Source organism: Agromyces sp. Leaf222 (genome assembly GCF_001421565.1).
Classification (GTDB): Bacteria; Actinomycetota; Actinomycetes; order Actinomycetales; family Microbacteriaceae; genus Agromyces.
The window spans coordinates 826,144-842,830 of the sequence record NZ_LMKQ01000001.1; the positions used below are offsets into that span (position 1 = coordinate 826,144).

Annotated in this window: 12 protein-coding genes and 1 pseudogene; 10 read left to right on the top strand and 3 right to left on the bottom strand. The window is 71.2% G+C overall.

Annotation, left to right across the window (positions count from 1 at the left end; genetic code table 11):
- Positions 1-34: 34 nt before the first annotated feature.
- The gene (locus ASE68_RS03505; RefSeq protein WP_055855210.1) at positions 35-1,264 is read right to left on the bottom strand and encodes a CynX/NimT family MFS transporter; all 1,230 of its coding nucleotides are present in this window, start codon (positions 1,262-1,264) and stop codon (positions 35-37) included.
- Positions 1,265-1,453: 189 nt separating this feature from the next.
- Here ASE68_RS03505 and ASE68_RS03510 point away from each other — a divergent pair, with 189 nt between their 5' ends.
- Together ASE68_RS03510 and ASE68_RS03515 are read left to right on the top strand one after the other, a co-directional pair.
- The gene (locus ASE68_RS03510; RefSeq protein WP_157421530.1) at positions 1,454-2,590 is read left to right on the top strand and encodes a hypothetical protein; all 1,137 of its coding nucleotides are present in this window, start codon (positions 1,454-1,456) and stop codon (positions 2,588-2,590) included.
- A 362-nt stretch (positions 2,591-2,952) separates the two neighbouring features.
- Complete coding sequence (locus ASE68_RS03515; protein ID WP_162238242.1) at positions 2,953-4,083, top strand: ROK family protein; 1,131 nt, start codon at positions 2,953-2,955, stop codon at positions 4,081-4,083.
- Positions 4,084-4,092: 9 nt separating this feature from the next.
- On the opposite strand, the gene ASE68_RS03520 is transcribed toward ASE68_RS03515, so the two are convergent.
- Together ASE68_RS03520 and ASE68_RS03525 are read right to left on the bottom strand one after the other, a co-directional pair.
- Entirely contained in the window at positions 4,093-5,157 is a 1,065-nt protein-coding gene (locus ASE68_RS03520) for an ABC transporter permease (RefSeq protein WP_055855217.1), read from the bottom strand.
- Positions 5,154-6,439, bottom strand: a pseudogene (locus ASE68_RS03525) (sugar ABC transporter ATP-binding protein). Before ASE68_RS03525 ends, ASE68_RS03520 begins: the two are co-directional and overlap by 4 nt.
- A gap of 233 nt (positions 6,440-6,672) precedes the next feature.
- On the opposite strand from ASE68_RS03525, the gene ASE68_RS03530 reads away from it, so the two are divergent.
- The 8 genes from ASE68_RS03530 to ASE68_RS03565 all read left to right on the top strand — a co-directional run bounded on the left by ASE68_RS03530 (position 6,673) and on the right by ASE68_RS03565 (position 16,618).
- The gene (locus ASE68_RS03530) at positions 6,673-7,719 is read left to right on the top strand and encodes a substrate-binding domain-containing protein (protein WP_055855219.1); all 1,047 of its coding nucleotides are present in this window, start codon (positions 6,673-6,675) and stop codon (positions 7,717-7,719) included.
- 75 nt (positions 7,720-7,794) lie between these two features.
- A complete protein-coding gene (locus ASE68_RS03535) occupies positions 7,795-8,973 on the top strand; it encodes a Gfo/Idh/MocA family protein (RefSeq protein ID WP_369800053.1) in 1,179 nt (392 codons plus the stop codon).
- A gap of 46 nt (positions 8,974-9,019) precedes the next feature.
- Entirely contained in the window at positions 9,020-10,021 is a 1,002-nt protein-coding gene (locus ASE68_RS03540) for a sugar phosphate isomerase/epimerase (RefSeq protein WP_055855221.1), read from the top strand.
- A gap of 109 nt (positions 10,022-10,130) precedes the next feature.
- On the top strand, positions 10,131-11,348 hold the full coding sequence (locus ASE68_RS03545; protein WP_055855224.1) for an ROK family transcriptional regulator: 1,218 nt from the start codon (positions 10,131-10,133) through the stop codon (positions 11,346-11,348).
- Between the two features lie 118 nt (positions 11,349-11,466).
- Positions 11,467-12,387, top strand: coding sequence for an oxygenase MpaB family protein (locus ASE68_RS03550; RefSeq protein WP_082461954.1), 921 nt, complete (start codon positions 11,467-11,469; stop codon positions 12,385-12,387).
- 67 nt (positions 12,388-12,454) lie between these two features.
- On the top strand, positions 12,455-13,669 hold the full coding sequence (locus tag ASE68_RS03555; protein ID WP_055855227.1) for a low temperature requirement protein A: 1,215 nt from the start codon (positions 12,455-12,457) through the stop codon (positions 13,667-13,669).
- A gap of 89 nt (positions 13,670-13,758) precedes the next feature.
- Complete coding sequence (locus tag ASE68_RS03560; protein ID WP_055855230.1) at positions 13,759-14,955, top strand: MFS transporter; 1,197 nt, start codon at positions 13,759-13,761, stop codon at positions 14,953-14,955.
- A 103-nt stretch (positions 14,956-15,058) separates the two neighbouring features.
- The gene (locus ASE68_RS03565; RefSeq protein ID WP_055855232.1) at positions 15,059-16,618 is read left to right on the top strand and encodes an SLC13 family permease; all 1,560 of its coding nucleotides are present in this window, start codon (positions 15,059-15,061) and stop codon (positions 16,616-16,618) included.
- The last annotated feature ends 69 nt before the right edge of the window (positions 16,619-16,687 follow it).

A 16,687-nucleotide genomic window follows, 5' to 3' on the forward strand; every position in this document is an offset into this window, starting at 1 on the left:
AGGACGGGGATGCCGCGGCATCCCCGTCCTCTTCTCATGCGCGCTCGGCGGCGTCGGCCTCCACCGAGCCGGGGCGGCAGGCCAGCACGCCGCCGTAGACCGTGACGGCGAGCGTCGCCACCAGCCAGACGTACACCGGCAGCCAACTGCCCGTGGCGGTGAGCACCCATCCGACGCAGAGCGGGCCGATGCACGCGACGCCGTAGCCGATGCCCTGCATCGCCCCCGAGAGGAAGGTGCCCCCCTCCGGCGTGGTCGAGCGCCGGTGCACGAGGGCCAGGCAGAGCGGGAAGGTGCTGACCCCGAGCCCGAGCGCCGCGGTCGCCGTCCAGGCGAAGGTGGTCGGGTCGATGGCGAGCAGGATGTAGCCGACGCCCAGGAGGGCGGCGCAACCGACCACCACGCCGATCGGGTTGCGCATGCGGAGGGTCAGCCCCGGAACCACGAAGCCGGCGGCGATGCCGAAGACCGAGAAGAAGGCAAGGAGTGCGCCGCCGCCGCCTTCGCCGAGGCCGGCGTCGATCGCGATGTTCGGCAGCCACGTGACGATCGTGTACGTGTGGAGCGCCGTCATCGAGAAGAGCAGGATGAGTCCGCGCACCGTCGGGGTCCGCCAGTAGCGGCGTCGAGTCGCGGCGTCGAGGCGTTGCGGGGCGGCCGTCGAACCGGCGGGTGCGCCTCGACCCGCGAGGGCGGGAACCGCCCACATGGCCGCCGCGATGGCGAGCGGGAACGCCCAGATCGCCAGCGCCCATCGCCAGCCGAGCGACTCTGCGACGGCCACCGAGACGATGGGGGCGACCACCTGGCCGACCTGGAGCAGCACGGCGTACACGCTGCTCAGCGTGCCGAGCCTGGCCGGGAACCATCGCTTGATCAGCGGGATGGTCAGCACGTTGGCCATGCCGATGCCCGCGAACAGCAGCACGCTCGACCCGATGAGGAGTTCCGTCGACGACGAGATCGACCGCAGCAGCGTGCCGAGGGTCGACACGACGAGCGCGAGGACCATCGCCCGCTCGAGGCCGATCCATCGCGCCACGCTCGGCGACACGAGTCCGAAGATCGCGAAGCACGCGGTGACGACGGTGCCGATCGCGCCGATCACGGGAGCGCCGAAGCCCAGGTCGTCGCCGATGCGGTCGGCGAGCGGGCTGAACCCGGTGACGCCCGTGCGGAGGTTGAACGCCGTGAGGGCGACCGCGCCGACCAGGAGTCCGACGCGCAGCGTCGAGGCGGGTGGGGCGAGGGGGGTCGAGGTCATGACGCTCCTGTTCCGAGGATCGAATGGTCCGGACGACGTCGGGACGCATGAGCGCCGTCGTTCGAGCCGGACGGCTCCGTCACCGGTCCGTGGCTCGCATCGCGTCGACACCTTCAGAGCAGGCTATGGGTAATATGACTGGAGTCACAACATACAGTCGTGTTCGCTCGAGGATCCGAGGAGTGGTCGATGAAGACCGTCAGCCCGTTCACGTGGCGCGTCGGACTCGGCGTCATGGCCTCGCTGATCATGCCGTTCGCGCACCAGGCGGTCGCGCCGAACTCGGCCATCGCGGCGGAAGACCCCGCGGTGAGCTGGTCGGTCGCTCCCGCCGGTGCCGACGGACCCGACGATCGGGCCTGGGTCGAGCAGTCGCTCGACCCGGGCGAGACGCGAACCGAGCACCTCGCCGTTCGCAACCTGGGGGAGTCGGAGGTCACCTTCGCCCTGTCGGCCGCCGACGGGTACTTCACCGACACCGGGCGCTTCAACATGCTGCACGCGACGACGCCGTCGACCTCCGCCGGACTCTGGATCGATCTGCCCGAGAGCGTGACCGTGCCCGCGAGCGGCACCGTCGTGGTGCCCTACACGGTCACCGTGCCGGAACGAGCGGTCCCCGGCGACTATGCCGCCGGAGTGGCCGCGTCGATCACCTCGGTCGGGTCGGGCGACGGCGCGACGATCGGCATCGAGAGTCGCGTCGGCTTCCGCGTGCTCACGCGCGTGGTGGGGGAGTTGCAGCCCGCCCTCGCCATCGTCGACGCCTCCTCGGAGTACCGGGTTGCCTGGAATCCGTTCCTCCCCGGTCTGCTGTCCGCATCGTTCACGCTCGAGAACACCGGCAACACCCGACTGGCGGTCACCGGGCAGGTGGCGGCCGCGGGCGGGGCGTCCGCCTTCACGGCCTCCGACGAGGTGATCGAGCTGCTTCCGGGTGAGCGTCGCGAGGTGAAGGTCGAACTCGACGACGTGTGGCCCCTCGTGCTCGTGCCCACGAGCGTCGAGACGACCGTGCAGGTCGCCGACGCATCGGGCGGATGGCGATCGGCGCCGGATGCCGCGGAGTCGGCGACGCTGTCGACCTGGGCCCCGCCCTGGCCCCAGCTCACCGTGCTCCTGGCGCTGGCGCTCATCACGGCCGCACTCGTCGCCCGTCGGCGCCGCGACCGGCGCGCGGTGGCGGACCTGGTGGAGCGGGCGAGGGAGGAGGGGCGTCGGGAGGCCTGGACCGAGGCGCCGCCGTCGACCCGTGCGGATTCCGACGAGGGTGCCGGCGTTGCGGTCGTGTCGCCGACCGGGCGTGCGACGGGTGTTAAGTCTTGAATTGCAACAAACCGGCGATTCTCCGACATCCGGAGCAACCGGACTTCAGTCTCCGGTGGGATCGGGGCTAGAGTGACCCCCAAGGGTGAGAGCGCTCTCACCCTGTGTTCCAGCGGAGCGCGTTCCGAGCGGGTCGGCGTCTTGCGGCGGCCCCTTCGGCCTCGATTCCAACAATCCGAGTAGCATCGGAATCAGTCATCGCCGGCTCCGCATCGCGCCACCGACGAGAACACCTACTTGGAGGTGGGATGAAGGATCCGATCGGGGGCACCTCGCGTGTCGGATCCAGGGGACGGAACCTCGAGGATCTCCGTCGGCAGAATCTCAGCACGGTCCTGTCGCTCGTGCACGCGAACCGATCGATGACCCGTGCCGACCTCACGCATGCGACCGGGCTCAACCGGTCGACGGTCGCCACCATCGTCACCGAGCTCGAGTCGCTCGACCTCGTCACCGTCTCCCAGCCGGTCGACACGAAGCGCGTCGGCCGGCCGAGCACCGTGATCGGCCCGTCGCCCCGCCACATCGCGGTCGCCGTGCACCCCGACAAGGACGCGATCTCGATCGGCGTGGTCGCCATGGGCGGTCGCGTGCTCCGCGAGTTCCGCTTCGACGTCGAGCGGGCGCCGACCGCCGTGCACGTGGTGAACACGCTCCAGGCCCTCGTGCGCGGACTCGAGCTCTCCGAGGGCGGCACCGTGCTCGGCGTCGGCATCGGCGTGCCCGGCCTGGTGGGCGCGCGTGACGGCGTCGTGCGGGTCGCACCGCACCTCGACTGGCACGACGAGCCGCTGGTGCAGATGGTCGCGAAGGCGACGGGCCTGCCGACCTGGGCCGCGAACGACGCCACCTGTGCGGTCGTCGCCGAGGGGCAGTTCGGCGAGGGCATCGACGAGGACAACGTCGTGTACCTGAACGGTGGAGCCGGCGGCATCGGCGGCGGGGTCATCGTCGGCGGACAACTCCTGTCGGGCGAGAACGGCTACAGCGGCGAACTCGGGCACATGCTCGTCAACTCCGACGGGGGGCTGTGCCACTGCGGTGCCGTCGGATGTCTCGAGACCGAGGTGAACCGCGACGACCTGCTCAGCGTGGTCGGCCTCGGCGACGCCGAGTCGAGCCTGCTCGAGCAGCGGCTGCGCGAGGCCTACGGCGAGGAGCCCGCCGTGACGGCGCTCGTCGACCGCCAGCTCGACTTCCTCGGCATCGCCCTTCGCAACATCGTGAACATCTTCAATCCCGGCGTCATCGTGCTCGGCGGGTTCCTGGGCGCGGTGCGCAACGCGACCGGCGATCGACTGCTCGACTCCGTCGAACGCGCCGCGCTCGCCGGACCGTCGTCCGAGGTGCGCATCGTGTCGTCGACGCTCGACGAGAACGTGCTGATCGGCGCGGGCGAGCTCGTGTTCCGCACCATCCTCCGCGATCCGACCTCGGCGTCGGTGGGCAGCCCGACCTCGGCGCGCGAGCCGGAGCAGGTCGCCGCGAGCTGACGTCTCGCGCTATTCGCGGGAACCGGTCGGCTTCGCGAAGCGCTGCTGCAGCAGCACCGCGACGACGATGATGATGCCCTTGGCGACGGCCTGCACCGACGACGACAGGTTGTTCTGCACGAACACGTTCGACAGCGTCGCGAAGATCAGCACGCCGAACACGGTGCCGGTGATCGTGCCGCGCCCGCCGACCAGCAGCGTGCCGCCGACCACGACCGCGGCGATCGCGTCGAGCTCGTACAGAGTGCCGTGCGTCGACGTGCCGGCCGTGGTGCGGCCGAGGATCATGATGGCGGCGATGCCGGCACACAGGCCGGCGATGGCGTACAGCCACATGGTGTGACGCTTCACGTCGATGCCGGCGAGGCGGGCGGCCTCGCGGTTTCCGCCGATCGCGACCGTGCGTCGGCCGAACGTCGTGCGGTTCAGCACGACCCACCCGGCAGCGGCGACGAGCGCGAAGATCCAGATGAGGATGTCGACCCCGAGGAGGTCCGAGTTCATGACGTCGATGAAGTCGCGGCTCTCGATCACGAGGGTGCGTCGTTCCGCCAGGATCTCGGCGAGCCCTCGTGCGGCGACGAGCATCGCGAGGGTCGCCATGAAGGCGACGACCTTGCCGTAGGCGATCACGACGCCGTTCACGAGGCCCGCGGCGAGTCCGACCACGAGTGCGATCGCGATCATCACGATCCAGTGCGACTGGTCGACGACGTCCTGCACGACGGCGAGCGTCGCGACGACCGAGGCGAGCCCCATGACCGAGCCGACCGACAGGTCGATGCCGCCCGCGATGATCACGAGCGTCATGCCGACGCTGATGACGCCGATGATGGAGGCCTGGCGCAGGATCGTGAGCATGTTCGACACCTGGAAGAAGGTGTCGCCTGCGGTGATCGCACCGACGACGACGATCAGCAGCAGCGCGAGCACGAGCCCGGCGTTGCGGCCGACCGGGCCGCTGAACAGGCGGCGGATCGGCGAGGGCTGGGCCTCCACGACCGAGGTGGTTGCGGACGTGGTGGGGTCCGGCTCGGCGACGACTTCAGCGCCGGGGGTGGTCTGCTCGCTCATGCGGCAGTTCCTTTCATGACGAGGTCGAGCACGCCGTGCTCGTCGATCTGGGTGAGCCAGCGGGCGAGGAGGATCTTCTGCTGGTTTCCGCCGGAGAGGGTGATGGCGGCGCGGTCGGGGTCGGCCGGGCGCAGTTCGAGCGCCTCGATCTGCGCCTCGGCCGCCTTGCGCTCGGCGCGCGTGTCGAGCCATCCGGCGCGTGCGAAGCGCGAGATCGAGGAGAGCGTGACGTTGACGTAGATGGGCTCCTCGAGCACGAGCCCCTGGCTCTTCCGTTCCTCGGGGGAGAGCCCCATGCCGGCGGCGACCGCGGCCACGACGGAACCGCGCGCGAGCGGTCGCCCGGCGACGGCCACGCGGCCACGGGAGGAGCGGCGTGCGCCGTAGATCGTCTCGAGGATCTCGGATCGACCGGAGCCGACGAGTCCGGCGAGCCCGACGACCTCTCCGGCGCGCACCGAGAACGACACGTCGGAGAAGACGCCGGCGAGCTCGAGGCCGTCGACGTCGAGCATGACGGGGGCGTCGGCGGGGAAGGGCACTGCCGGCGGGAAGACGTTCTCGACGTTGCGGCCGGTCATCAGGCGGATGAGCTCGGCCGTCGGCGTCTCGGCGACGGAGAGCCCGTGAGCCATGCTGCGACCGTCCTTGATGACGGTGATGCGGTCGCCGATCTGGCGGATCTCCTCGAGGCGGTGCGTGATGTAGACCACGGCGATGCCCGATCTCGTGAGTTCGCCGATCACGTGGAAGAGGTTCTTGACCTCCTCGGAGTCGAGCACGGCGCTCGGCTCGTCCATGATGATCAGCTTGATGTCGTGCGAGAGGGCACGGGCCAGCTCAGCGACCCGACCTCCGTGTTCGGCGAGATCGACCCGTGGCCGAGGCGCTGCATGAGCTCGCGGGTGCGACGGTACGCCTGGCTGCGGCGGGTGAAGCCGGCTTTCGCGAGCTCATGGCCCAGGAAGATGTTCTCGGCGACGGTGAGACCGTCGACGACGTCGAGCTCCTGGTACATCGTCGCGATGCCGAGCTCGAGGGCGGCCTGCGGGTCGGGAATGGCGACGGGGCTGCCGAGCCAGAGGATCTCGCCCTGGTCGGGCTGGTGCACGCCGGCGAGCGTCTTGATGAGCGTGGACTTGCCCGCGCCGTTCTGGCCGAGGATGCAGTGCACCTCGCCGGCCCGGATCTCGAGGGTCACGTCCTTCAGCGCGCGCACACCGGCGAAGGACTTCTGGAGGCCTCGGGCGTCGAGCAGCACGGGATGGTCGACTTTGATCATGGTCGCAACATATCAGACCATTCGGGCGACCGAAATCCCGTGATTGCCGAGGAAACAGGCCGACCGATTGCAGTCGAACGCCGCGGGAAATGCCTGTGGACAGCACTGGGTCGGATTGATATGGTGCGAACGGCGTTATTTGATGCGACTAAAAACAAACGCCGAGCGGCGATGCCCACCCCGCATCCCCGAGCGATCACCTCAGCGATCACACACCTCAAAGGAGAGAACTCATGGCACGGAATCACAGGCTCGCCAAGCGCGCGCTGTTCGGCGTGGGGGCATCCGTCCTCGCCATCGGACTCCTCGCCGGCTGCACCGGCGGAGGCTCCGACGAGAGCGTCACCGACCAGGGCACCAGCAGCGAGGAGAACGCGGCGTCAGGCGACAACGTCGTCATCGGCTTCTCGGGTCCGGCCGCCGACCACGGCTGGCTCGGCGCCATCAACTCGGGCGCCCAGGCGGCCGCGGCCGGCTTCAGCGACGTCGAGTTGAAGATGGCCGAGGGCACGAACGACGCGAACGCGCAGATCGCCGCCGTCGAGACCTTCATCAACGAGGGCGTCGACGCGATCGTGCTGCTCCCGAGCGATGGGGCTGCGCTGACCGAGGTCGCGATCAAGGCGATGGAGGCCGGCATCCCGGTCATCAACGTCGACCGCGAGTTCTCGAGCCCGTTCGCCGCACGCACCACGGTGCTCGGCGACAACTACGGCATGGGCGTCTCCGCGGGAACCTACATCTGCGAGCAGCTGAGCGACACCCCCGACGCCGTCGTCGCCGAGATCGCCGGCATCGACTCCCTGCCGCTCACGCAGGACCGTTCGCAGGGCTTCGCCGACGCGCTCGAGGACTGCGGCCTCGACGTCTCGGCCCGCGTCGCCGCGGACTTCACCGTGCAGGGCGGCGAGGCAGCGACCTCGCAGCTGCTCTCGGCGAACCCGAAGATCGACGCCATCTGGAACCACGACGACGACCAGGGCATCGGCGTGCTCGCGGCGATCAACGCCGCCGGCCGCGACGAGTTCTTCATGGTCGGCGGCGCCGGCTCGAAGAACGCGATGGAGGCCATCCAGGCCGACGACAGCGTGCTCAAGGCCACCATCATCTACCCGTCGACGCAGGCCGCAGACGGCATCGCGCTCGCGCGCCTCATCGCGCAGGGCAAGACGATGAGCGACCTGATCACGCCCAGCGTGCCCACCCGGATCGTCCTCGACGCTCCCGTGGTCACGAAGGACAACGTCGACCAGTTCATCGATCTCGCCTTCGAGTCCTGATCGGGTGATCGGGGTGCCCGGCCGACGCGGCCGGGCGCCTCGATGCACCGACCCGGCAACGAAAGAAAGGACGACATGTCGAACACGCTCCGCGTCGCGATGATCGGCGCAGGATTCATGGGCGCAGCGCACTCCCAGAGCTGGCGCGTCGCCCCCAGGTTCTTCGATCTCCCCGTGAAGCCCACGATGCAGGTCCTGGCCGGGCGCGACCCCGCGGCCGTCGGGCAGGCCGCGGAGAAATGGGGTTGGGCCGAGGCATCCGTCGACTGGCGCGAGGTGATCGCCCGCGACGACATCGACCTCGTCGACATCGTCACCCCGGGCGACACGCACGCCGAGATCGCGATCGCCGCACTCGAGGCCGGCAAGCACGTGCTCTGCGAGAAGCCCCTCGCGAATACCGTCGCCGAAGCCGAGGCGATGGCCGCAGCCGCGAACGCCGCAGCCGAGCGCGGGGTGCTCAGCATGGTGGGCCTCACCTACCGCCGCGTGCCGGCCGTGACGTTCGCGCGCGATCTGGTCGCGTCCGGGCGCATCGGCGTGGTGAGGCAGGTGCGGGCGGCCTACCGACAGGACTGGCTTCGCGACGAGACCGGCCCGATGACGTGGCGGCTCGAGAAGCACCGTGCGGGCTCCGGCTCCCTTGGCGACATCGGCGCTCACGCCATCGACCTCGCCGAGTTCATCACCGGACTTCGGCTCGAGCGCGTCTCCGGAATCCTGGAGACGATCGTGACCGAACGACCGATGCTCGGCGAACGGGTCGGGCTCTCCGGCACGGCATCCGACCGGGTCGGCACCGTGACGGTCGACGATGTCGCACTCGTCACCGGACGATTCGCCTCGAAGGACGGATTCGCGCCGATCGGCACGTTCGAGGCGACGCGGTTCGCGACCGGCCGCAAGAACGCCCTGACCATCGAGGTGTCCGGGTCGCGAGGCGCCATCGCCTTCGACCTCGAACGGCTGAACGAGCTCGAGGTCTACGACGCCACCGACCCCGAACTCGAGCAGGGGTTCCGCCGGGTGCTCGTGACCGAGCCTGGGCATCCGTACCTGGCGCCGTGGTGGCCGCCGGGGCATACGCTCGGCTATGAGCACGGCTTCTCGCACCAGGTCGTCGAACTGGTGACCGCGATCGCCGCCGGCGCCGCCCCCAGCCCGTCGTTCGCCGACGGACTGCACCTCCAGCGCGTGCTCCACGCGGTCGAGCGCAGCTCCGAGCACGATGCCGTCTGGACCCCGGTCGGCTGATGCCGACCCGCAGCACACCGAACCACCGAAGCAAGGAGCACTCGCGATGACGCGACCGATCACGTTGTTCACGGGCCAGTGGGCCGACCTCCCGTTCGAGGAAGTCGCCCGGTTGGCGGGCGAATGGGGATACGACGGGCTGGAGATCGCCTGCTGGGGCGACCACCTCGATGTCTCGAGATGGGACGACGAGGCCTACGTGCAGAGCCGAAGGGACATCCTCGAGCGCAACGGGCTGACCGTCTTCGCGATCTCGAACCACCTCACCGGGCAGGCCGTCTGCGACGATCCGATCGATGAACGCCACCGCGACATCCTGAGCGATCGCGTGTGGGGCGACGGCGACCCCGAGGGCGTGCGCCGGCGCGCGGCGGAGGACCTGAAGGACACCGCGCGGTTCGCGGCGAAGCTGGGCGTGAAGAACGTGAACGGGTTCACGGGGTCGTCCATCTGGAAGGCCGTCGCCATGTTCCCGCCCGCGTCCGATGAATGGATCGACGCCGGCTACCGCGACTTCGCCGACCGCTGGAACCCGATCCTCGACGTGTTCGAGGAGGTCGGCGTGCGATTCGCGCTCGAGGTGCATCCCTCCGAGATCGCCTACGACTACTGGACCGCGAAGCGCACGCTCGAGGCGATCGGCCACCGGCCGAGCTTCGGGTTCAACTTCGATCCGTCGCACTTCGTGTGGCAGCAGCTCGACAGCGTCGCGTTCGTGCTCGACTTCGCCGAGCACATCTTCCACGTGCACGTGAAGGAGTCGGTGACGAACCTCGACGGTCGCAACGGCGTGCTCGGGTCGCATCTGCCGTGGGCGAACCCTCGGCGCGGTTGGACCTTCGTGTCCACCGGCCACGGGGCGGTGCCGTGGGAGCCCGTGTTCCGGGCGCTGAACGCGATCGGGTACGACGGCCCGACCAGCGTCGAGTGGGAGGACGCGGGCATGGACCGGCTCCAGGGTGCGCCGGAGGCGCTCGCCTTCGTTCGCCGGCTCAACGCGATCACGCCGCCGTCGGCCGCGTTCGACGCGGCGTTCAGCAGCAACTGACCGGCAGGGGGCCGGGCGCTCCACCACGACGACGGGCTGCCGTGCGGTCCGTCGTCGTGGCGCGCCCCTTCGCCGCGATCCGAAAGGGATGGGTATGGACGGAGCGAGGATGGATTCGCCGAGCTCGACGCTCGGGGCGACGATCGACGACATCCGACGGCAGAACCTCGCGCAGGTGCTTCGGCTGGTGCACCGCGACGGTCCGATGTCGCGGTCCGAGATCACGAGGGCCACCGGGCTGAACCGATCGACGATCGGGGGCTTGGTGACCGACCTCTCGCATCGGGGGCTCGTCGTGGAGAATCCCGCGACGACGGTGCGCAAGGTGGGGAGGCCCAGCCCGTCGGTCGCGGCGTCCGACCAGGCGACCGCGATCGCCGTCAACCCCGAGGTGGACGCCATCGACGTGGCGCTCGTCGGGCTGAGCGGCCGAGTGCTCCATCGCGTCAGGTACCGGAACGAACGCATCCCGACGGCGGGCGAGTTCGTCAACGTCGTCAGCGCGATCATCGAGGGCATGCGTCCGGCGTTCGGCGACGCGACGGTGCTCGGCGTCGGCGTCGCCCTCCCCGGCCTGGTGCGCGAGGTCGACGGGTCGGTGATCCTGGCCCCGCACCTCGGCTGGCGCGACGCGCCCATCGGCCGGCTCGTCGAAGAGGCGACGGGCATGCGAGTCGTCGTCGGCAACGACGCGAACTGCGGTGTCGTCGCCGAGAGCACGTTCGGGGCCGGGCGAGGCGACGGCGTGATCATCTACCTCAACGGCGGCGCGAGCGGCATCGGCGGCGGCATCGTCATCAACGGCCGACTCGTCGCCGGAGAGGGGGGCAACGCGGGCGAGTTCGGGCACACCGCGGTCTCGACCAAGGGCCGACGTTGCCATTGCGGGGCGAGCGGATGTCTCGAGACCGAGGTTCGGCGGGACCGGTTCGTCGAGGCGGCGGCGCTGGGCGACGTCGAGCTCGCCGTCGTGCAGGAAGCGATGGGTGCGGCGTGGCGCGACCGCGACGGGCCGGGAGGCCGGGAGATCGACCGTCAGGTGAGTCGGCTGGCCGTCGCCCTCAGATCGATCGTGAACATCTTCAATCCACGGACCGTCATCCTCGGCGGCCACCTGGCGCACCTGCTCGCCGTCGTCGGCGAGGGCGAGCTCCACCGCCGGATCGCGCCGACGCTCCCGGGCGGCGGCAGCGAGCCGGTCATCGTGCAGGCGCGGCTCGACGACGAACTGCTGCTCATCGGCGCCGCGGAGCTGGTCTTCGCCGACACCCTCGGGGACCCGACCGTGATGCCGACGCGGATCGTCGAGCGGGCGTTCGCGCCCTGACGCAGCGGGGCGCGCGCACCGCGGCGCGGGCCGAGGCGCGGGCCGCCGTCGCCTGCCGTCGGCCAGAGGAGCCGCGGATCCGCAGCCGCATGCCAGTCGGCGCGGTCTACCGTCGAGTATGGGCGATCGGGGAACGCGCACGGCGGGGTCGTCGATCGGCGCCGCGCGCTGGCATCCGCTGCGCAGCCGGCGGCCCGATCCTCCGGCGTGGACCGCGGCGCTCGCCGAGGGCGAGGACGCCGGGTTCTTCGGGCCGGGCAGTGCGGTCTGGGCCGTCAACGGCGCGCTGCCGACGCTCGTCGCGGGCATCAGGGCGCTGCTGCTGCAGACGCTGCATCCGGGCGCGATGGCGGGGGTGCACGACTGGTCGCGGTACCGCGAGGATCCGCTCGCGCGGCTCGACGGCACGGTGCGGTGGGTCGCCGTCACGACCTTCGGCGACCGGCGGGCGGCGGCCGCGGCATCCGCCTTCGTGTCCCGACTGCACGAGCACGTGACCGGCACCTACGTCGATGCGCAGGGCGTCGAGCGCCCGTACGCCGCGAACGATGAGGAGCTGCTGCGCTGGGTGCACGATGCGTTCACCGAGGCGTTCCTCGGTGCGCACGAGATCTGGGGAGGGCCGATCCCCGGCGGGCCGGATGCCTACGTCCGCGAGTGGGCCGAGGCCGGGAGCCTGATGGGGGTGACCGATCCGCCGACCACGGTGGCGGCGCTGCGCGGCGAGATGGCGGGGTTCCTCGTCGACGCCAAGCGCGATGAGCGGGTCGTCGAGACCGTGCACTTCCTGCGCCGGCCGGGCCTGCCGGGACTCACCGGGCGGCTGTACCCGATCCTGTTCGGCGGTGCGGTCGCCTCGCTGGCCCCGCACCAGCGGGAGCTGCTCGGGCTCAGGCGGCCGTGGTGGCCGGCGATCACGCTCACTCGCCTGCTGCTCGCCGTCGCGCGCCGCCTGCTCGGCGCGATGTCGCCGAGCGAGCGCAACGCGCGGGCGAGGGTCGCGCGGCTGGGGCGGACCGGGTCCACTGCGTCCGACTGACCGGGCTCGCCCCCCGGCAGGCTGTCGCCGAGGGAACGCTACGCTCGGCCCGGGAGGTGATGCGTCGATGGGCGATGCAGCCGGGCTGACGACGACCGCGAGGATCGGATTCCGTCGCGACCTCCTGAGGCCGTCGGGTTCCGAGCGTGCCGACCGCGTCGCCTTCGTCGAGCTGTTCTTCGACCTCGTGTTCGTGTTCGCGCTCACCCAGCTCGGCACGTACCTCTACGCCAACCAGACACCGCTCGGGGCGTTCGAGGGGGCGTTGACCGTCACCGCGCTGTGGTGGGCGTGGATCTCGACGAGCTGGCTGACGAACTGGCTCGACCCGGTGAAGCTGCCGGTGCGGGGCGCCGTCATCGTGCTCGCCTTCGTGGCGCTCGTGCTGAGCGTGTCGATCGCCGAGGCGTTCGGCGACCGGGCGTGGGCGTTCGCGATCGCCTACGTCGTGCTCCAACTCGGCCGGGCGGTGTTCATCGTGCTGGCGGCGGCACGACACGATGCGGCACTGGCGCGGGACTTCTCGTGCGTGCTCGTCTGGACCACGGCGGGGTCGGCACTCTGGCTGGTCGGCGCACTGCTGCCGCTGCCCGTGCAGCTGCCGTTCTGGGCGGCGGCCATCGGCATCGAACTGCTCGGCAGCGTGCTCGGGTATCCGGTGCCGCGGCTCGGCCGGGTCGAGGTCGGGGCGTGGGATGTCTCGGGCCCGCACATCGCGGAGCGGTCGGCGCTGTTCGTGCTCATCGCCCTCGGCGAGGGCCTGCTCGTCACGGGATTCCAGGTCGTCGACTCCGAGGCATCCGTCGAGGTGGCCGTGGCGCTCGTGACCGCGTTCGTCGCGGGGGCGGCCTGCTGGTGGATCTACTTCGACCACGGGGAACGCGTCGGCCCCGAGGCGATCGCAGCGCACGAGGCGCCGGCGCGACTGGCCCGCACCGCGTACTCGTGGGTGCACCTGCTCATCATCGCGGGCATCGTCATGCTCGGCGTCGGCGACAAGGAGATCCTGGCGCATCCGCACGAGCACAGCGCGGCCGCCGTGTTCACGGTCATCGGCGGACCGCTGCTGTTCCTCGGCGGCACGCTGCTGTTCCGGCGCGTGCTCGAGGGGCGCTGGATGCGGGCGCAGCTGGCGGGGCTCGGCCTGCTCGTGCTGCTGGCCGCCCTGAGCTGGCTGCTCGAGCCGCTGCTCATGAGCGTGCTCGCCGCGCTCGTGCTCGTCGCGACCGCTGCGGGCGAGACCGTCGAGCGCCTCCGCACCGGCCGGCGCACCGGCGGCTGAGCCGCGTACGCGGCAGCGCGCCGCATGAGTCACGGCTTCGGCGAGCGGATGCCGCGTGGCGGCGCGGCTGCGGTCGGTAGCCTCGCGGTATGAGCGAATCCGGTGAGCCGAGGGCCTGGCGTCCCGGCACCGTGCGCGACGCCGCCGGAGGGATCCTCGCGCTCACGATCGCGACGTTCCTCGCCGTCACGACCGAGATGCTGCCGGTCGGCGTGCTGCCGGCGATGGGCGAGGAGCTCGGCGTCACGGAGTCGATCGCCGGGCTGCTCGTGACCGTCTACGCGTTCATGGTCGCCGCGCTCGCCGTGCCCCTGACCCTCTGGACCCGGCGGCTGCCGCGCAAGGCACTGCTGCTCGGCACGCTCGCGGCGTACACGGCCGGCAACGTCGTCGTCGCGCTCGCGCCGACGTTCGCGGTGGTCGCGGCCGGCCGGGCGATCGGCGGCGTCGCGCACGCCCTGTTCTTCTCGCTGAGCATCGCCTACGGGTCGCGGCTGGTGCGAGCCGAGTTCACCGGCCGCGCGCTCGCGCTCGTGACGGCCGGCGCATCGGCGGGCTTCGTGCTCGGCGTTCCACTGTCGACGTCGCTCGGCACGGCGGTCGGGTGGCGGGTCGCCTTCGGCGTGCTCGCCGTCGCCTGCGCGATCACCCTCGTGCTCGTGGCGGTGCTGCTGCCCGCAGTGGCGGTCGAGCCGGCCGCCGATCGAGCGGACCCCGAGCGGATGCTGCGGCGCGGGCGCCTCGCGATGGTCTCGGTGGCGAACGCGCTCGTCTACCTGGGGCAGTACACCGTCTACACGTACGTGGCCGTGATCCTGCTCGCGGCGGGGATCGAGGCGAGCGGCATCGGACCGGTGCTGCTCCTGCTCGGCGGCCTCGGGCTCGCGGGCACGTGGTTCGCCGGCGTCTCGCTCGACCGCCGGCCGCGCTCGAGCCTGCTGCTCGTGCTCGGCGTGATGGTGGTCGGACTGGTCGCGCTCGGGCTGGCGTTCCCCGGGGCCGTCGGCGTGCTCGCGGCCTCCGCCCTGTGGGGCGCCGCGTTCGGGGCGGTGGCGTCGAGCTTCCAGACGGCCGCGATCCGCACCCGCGGTGCGACGCCCGACCTGATCGGCGCCCTCGTGAACGCCACCGCGAACATCGGCATCGGCGGCGGCGCGGCGCTCGGCGGCGCGGTGCTCGCCGGTGTCGGACTCGACTGGGTCGCGTACTGCGGTGCTGCGCTCGTGCTCGCCGGCGCACTGGTCGTGCTGCTGGCGCGCCGGGCGTTCCCGTCGGCGCCCGGATAGTCGCGCGCAGGGCCGGGCGGCGCCGTCCTGCCGGATCCCGAGCCCCTGGGACTCCACGCCCGGATCCGACATCCGCCGGCCCGGTCTCGCTAGGGTGAGCCTCATGGATCCCGTCGTGACCACGCTCGTGATCCTCGCGCTCGCCATCGCGGCGTTCATGTCGAACCGGGTGCCGCTCGGCATCGTCGCGATCGGCGTCTCGGTCGCGCTGTGGGCCACTGGCATCCTCGACCTCGGTCAGGCCCTGTCGGGGTTCGGCGACCCGACCGTGATCTTCATCGCGGCGCTGTTCGTCGTGAGCGAGGCCCTCGACGCGACGGGCGTCACGGCGTGGGCCGGCCAGCAGGTCATCGGGCGAGCCGGCACCGGGCGCAAGGTGCTGCTCGTGGTCGTCTGCCTGCTCGTCGCGGCGGTGACCGCGCTCATCAGCGTGAACGGCGCGGTCGCGGCGCTGATCCCCGTCGTCGTGGTGGTCGCGACGCGCGCGGGCGTTGCGCCGTCGCAGATGCTCATGCCGCTCGCGTTCTCGGCGCATGCGGGGTCGCTGCTCGCGCTCACCGGCACCCCCGTGAACATCATCGTGAGCGAGGCGGCGGCGGATGCCGGGGCTCGCCCGTTCGGCTTCTTCGAGTTCGGGCTGGTCGGCGTTCCGCTCGTCGTGGGCACCGTGCTGATCATCGCCCTGCTCGGTCGGCGGCTGCTGCCGAGCCGTGCGCCGTCGATCCTCCCGCAGGACGTGTCGGCGCACGCGCGTGCCCTGCGCAGCCAGTACAGGTTGCCAGAGGGCACCGAACTCCTCGGCGTGCGCCGCGGCGCGACCGAGGTCGTGGTGGCTCCCCGCTCGTCGCTCATCGGACTTCACCTGTTCCCCGGCATGGTGACGCCGAGCGGCGACCTCGTGGTGCTCGCCGTGCAGCGCGGCGGGGAGGACCTGGTCGGCGCCGAGACGACCCTGCAGGCGGGCGACACGCTGCTGCTCGGCGGCGGTTGGGACGAGCTGGAGCGCAACACGGCGGGCCCTGAGGTGCTCGTCGTCGACGATCCGGCTCGGGTCCGGCGCTCCGTGCCGCTCGGCGACGGGGCGAAGCGGGCGATCGGCGTGCTCGCAGTCATGGTCGTGCTCCTCGCCACGGGGATCGTGCCGGCCGCGATCGCAGGTCTCGCCGCGGCATCCGCCCTCGTGCTCCTGCGCGTGGTGACGCCGACGCAGGCGTACCGCAGCGTCTCTTGGACGACCGTCGTGCTGGTCGCCGGCATGATCCCGCTGTCGACCGCGTTCATCACGACCGGCACGGCCGACGTGATCGCCGGCGGCCTGCTGAGCCTCGTGGGGGAGTCGACGCCGTACCTGGCGCTCGCCGCCATGTGCGTGCTCACCATGGTGCTCGGCCAGCTCATCTCGAACACCGCGACGGTGCTCATCGTCGCGCCCATCGCGGTCGTCGTCGCCGCCGACCTCGGCGTCTCGGTACTGCCGTTCATGATGGCGCTGACCGTCTCGGGCGCGGCATCGTTCCTGACGCCGGTCGCGACGCCGGCCAACACGATGGTGCTCGAACCCGGCGGCTACCGCTTCGGCGACTACTGGAAGCTCGGGCTGCCGCTCCTGCTGTTCTTCCTGCTGGTCGCGGTGCTCTACGTGCCGCTGATCTGGCCGTTCTGACGCCGGTCGTCCGGCGCCGCAGCCTGCGAATCCGCCGACGGGACTCACGGTTCGCGCGATTCCGGGGTA

Excerpts from the sequence above, each read along its gene's own strand:
- ASE68_RS03515 (WP_162238242.1), top strand. The coding sequence starts at position 2,953 with ATGACCCGTGCCGACCTCACGCATGCGACCGGGCTCAACCGGTCGACG.
- ASE68_RS03520 (WP_055855217.1), bottom strand. The coding sequence starts at position 5,157 with ATGAGCGAGCAGACCACCCCCGGCGCTGAAGTCGTCGCCGAGCCGGAC.
- ASE68_RS03505 (WP_055855210.1), bottom strand. The coding sequence starts at position 1,264 with ATGACCTCGACCCCCCTCGCCCCACCCGCCTCGACGCTGCGCGTCGGA.
- ASE68_RS03530 (WP_055855219.1), top strand. The coding sequence starts at position 6,673 with ATGGCACGGAATCACAGGCTCGCCAAGCGCGCGCTGTTCGGCGTGGGG.
- ASE68_RS03545 (WP_055855224.1), top strand. The coding sequence starts at position 10,131 with ATGGATTCGCCGAGCTCGACGCTCGGGGCGACGATCGACGACATCCGA.
- ASE68_RS03565 (WP_055855232.1), top strand. The coding sequence starts at position 15,059 with ATGGATCCCGTCGTGACCACGCTCGTGATCCTCGCGCTCGCCATCGCG.
- ASE68_RS03555 (WP_055855227.1), top strand. The coding sequence starts at position 12,455 with ATGGGCGATGCAGCCGGGCTGACGACGACCGCGAGGATCGGATTCCGT.
- ASE68_RS03510 (WP_157421530.1), top strand. The coding sequence starts at position 1,454 with ATGAAGACCGTCAGCCCGTTCACGTGGCGCGTCGGACTCGGCGTCATG.
- ASE68_RS03535 (WP_369800053.1), top strand. The coding sequence starts at position 7,795 with ATGTCGAACACGCTCCGCGTCGCGATGATCGGCGCAGGATTCATGGGC.
- ASE68_RS03560 (WP_055855230.1), top strand. The coding sequence starts at position 13,759 with ATGAGCGAATCCGGTGAGCCGAGGGCCTGGCGTCCCGGCACCGTGCGC.
- ASE68_RS03550 (WP_082461954.1), top strand. The coding sequence starts at position 11,467 with ATGGGCGATCGGGGAACGCGCACGGCGGGGTCGTCGATCGGCGCCGCG.
- ASE68_RS03540 (WP_055855221.1), top strand. The coding sequence starts at position 9,020 with ATGACGCGACCGATCACGTTGTTCACGGGCCAGTGGGCCGACCTCCCG.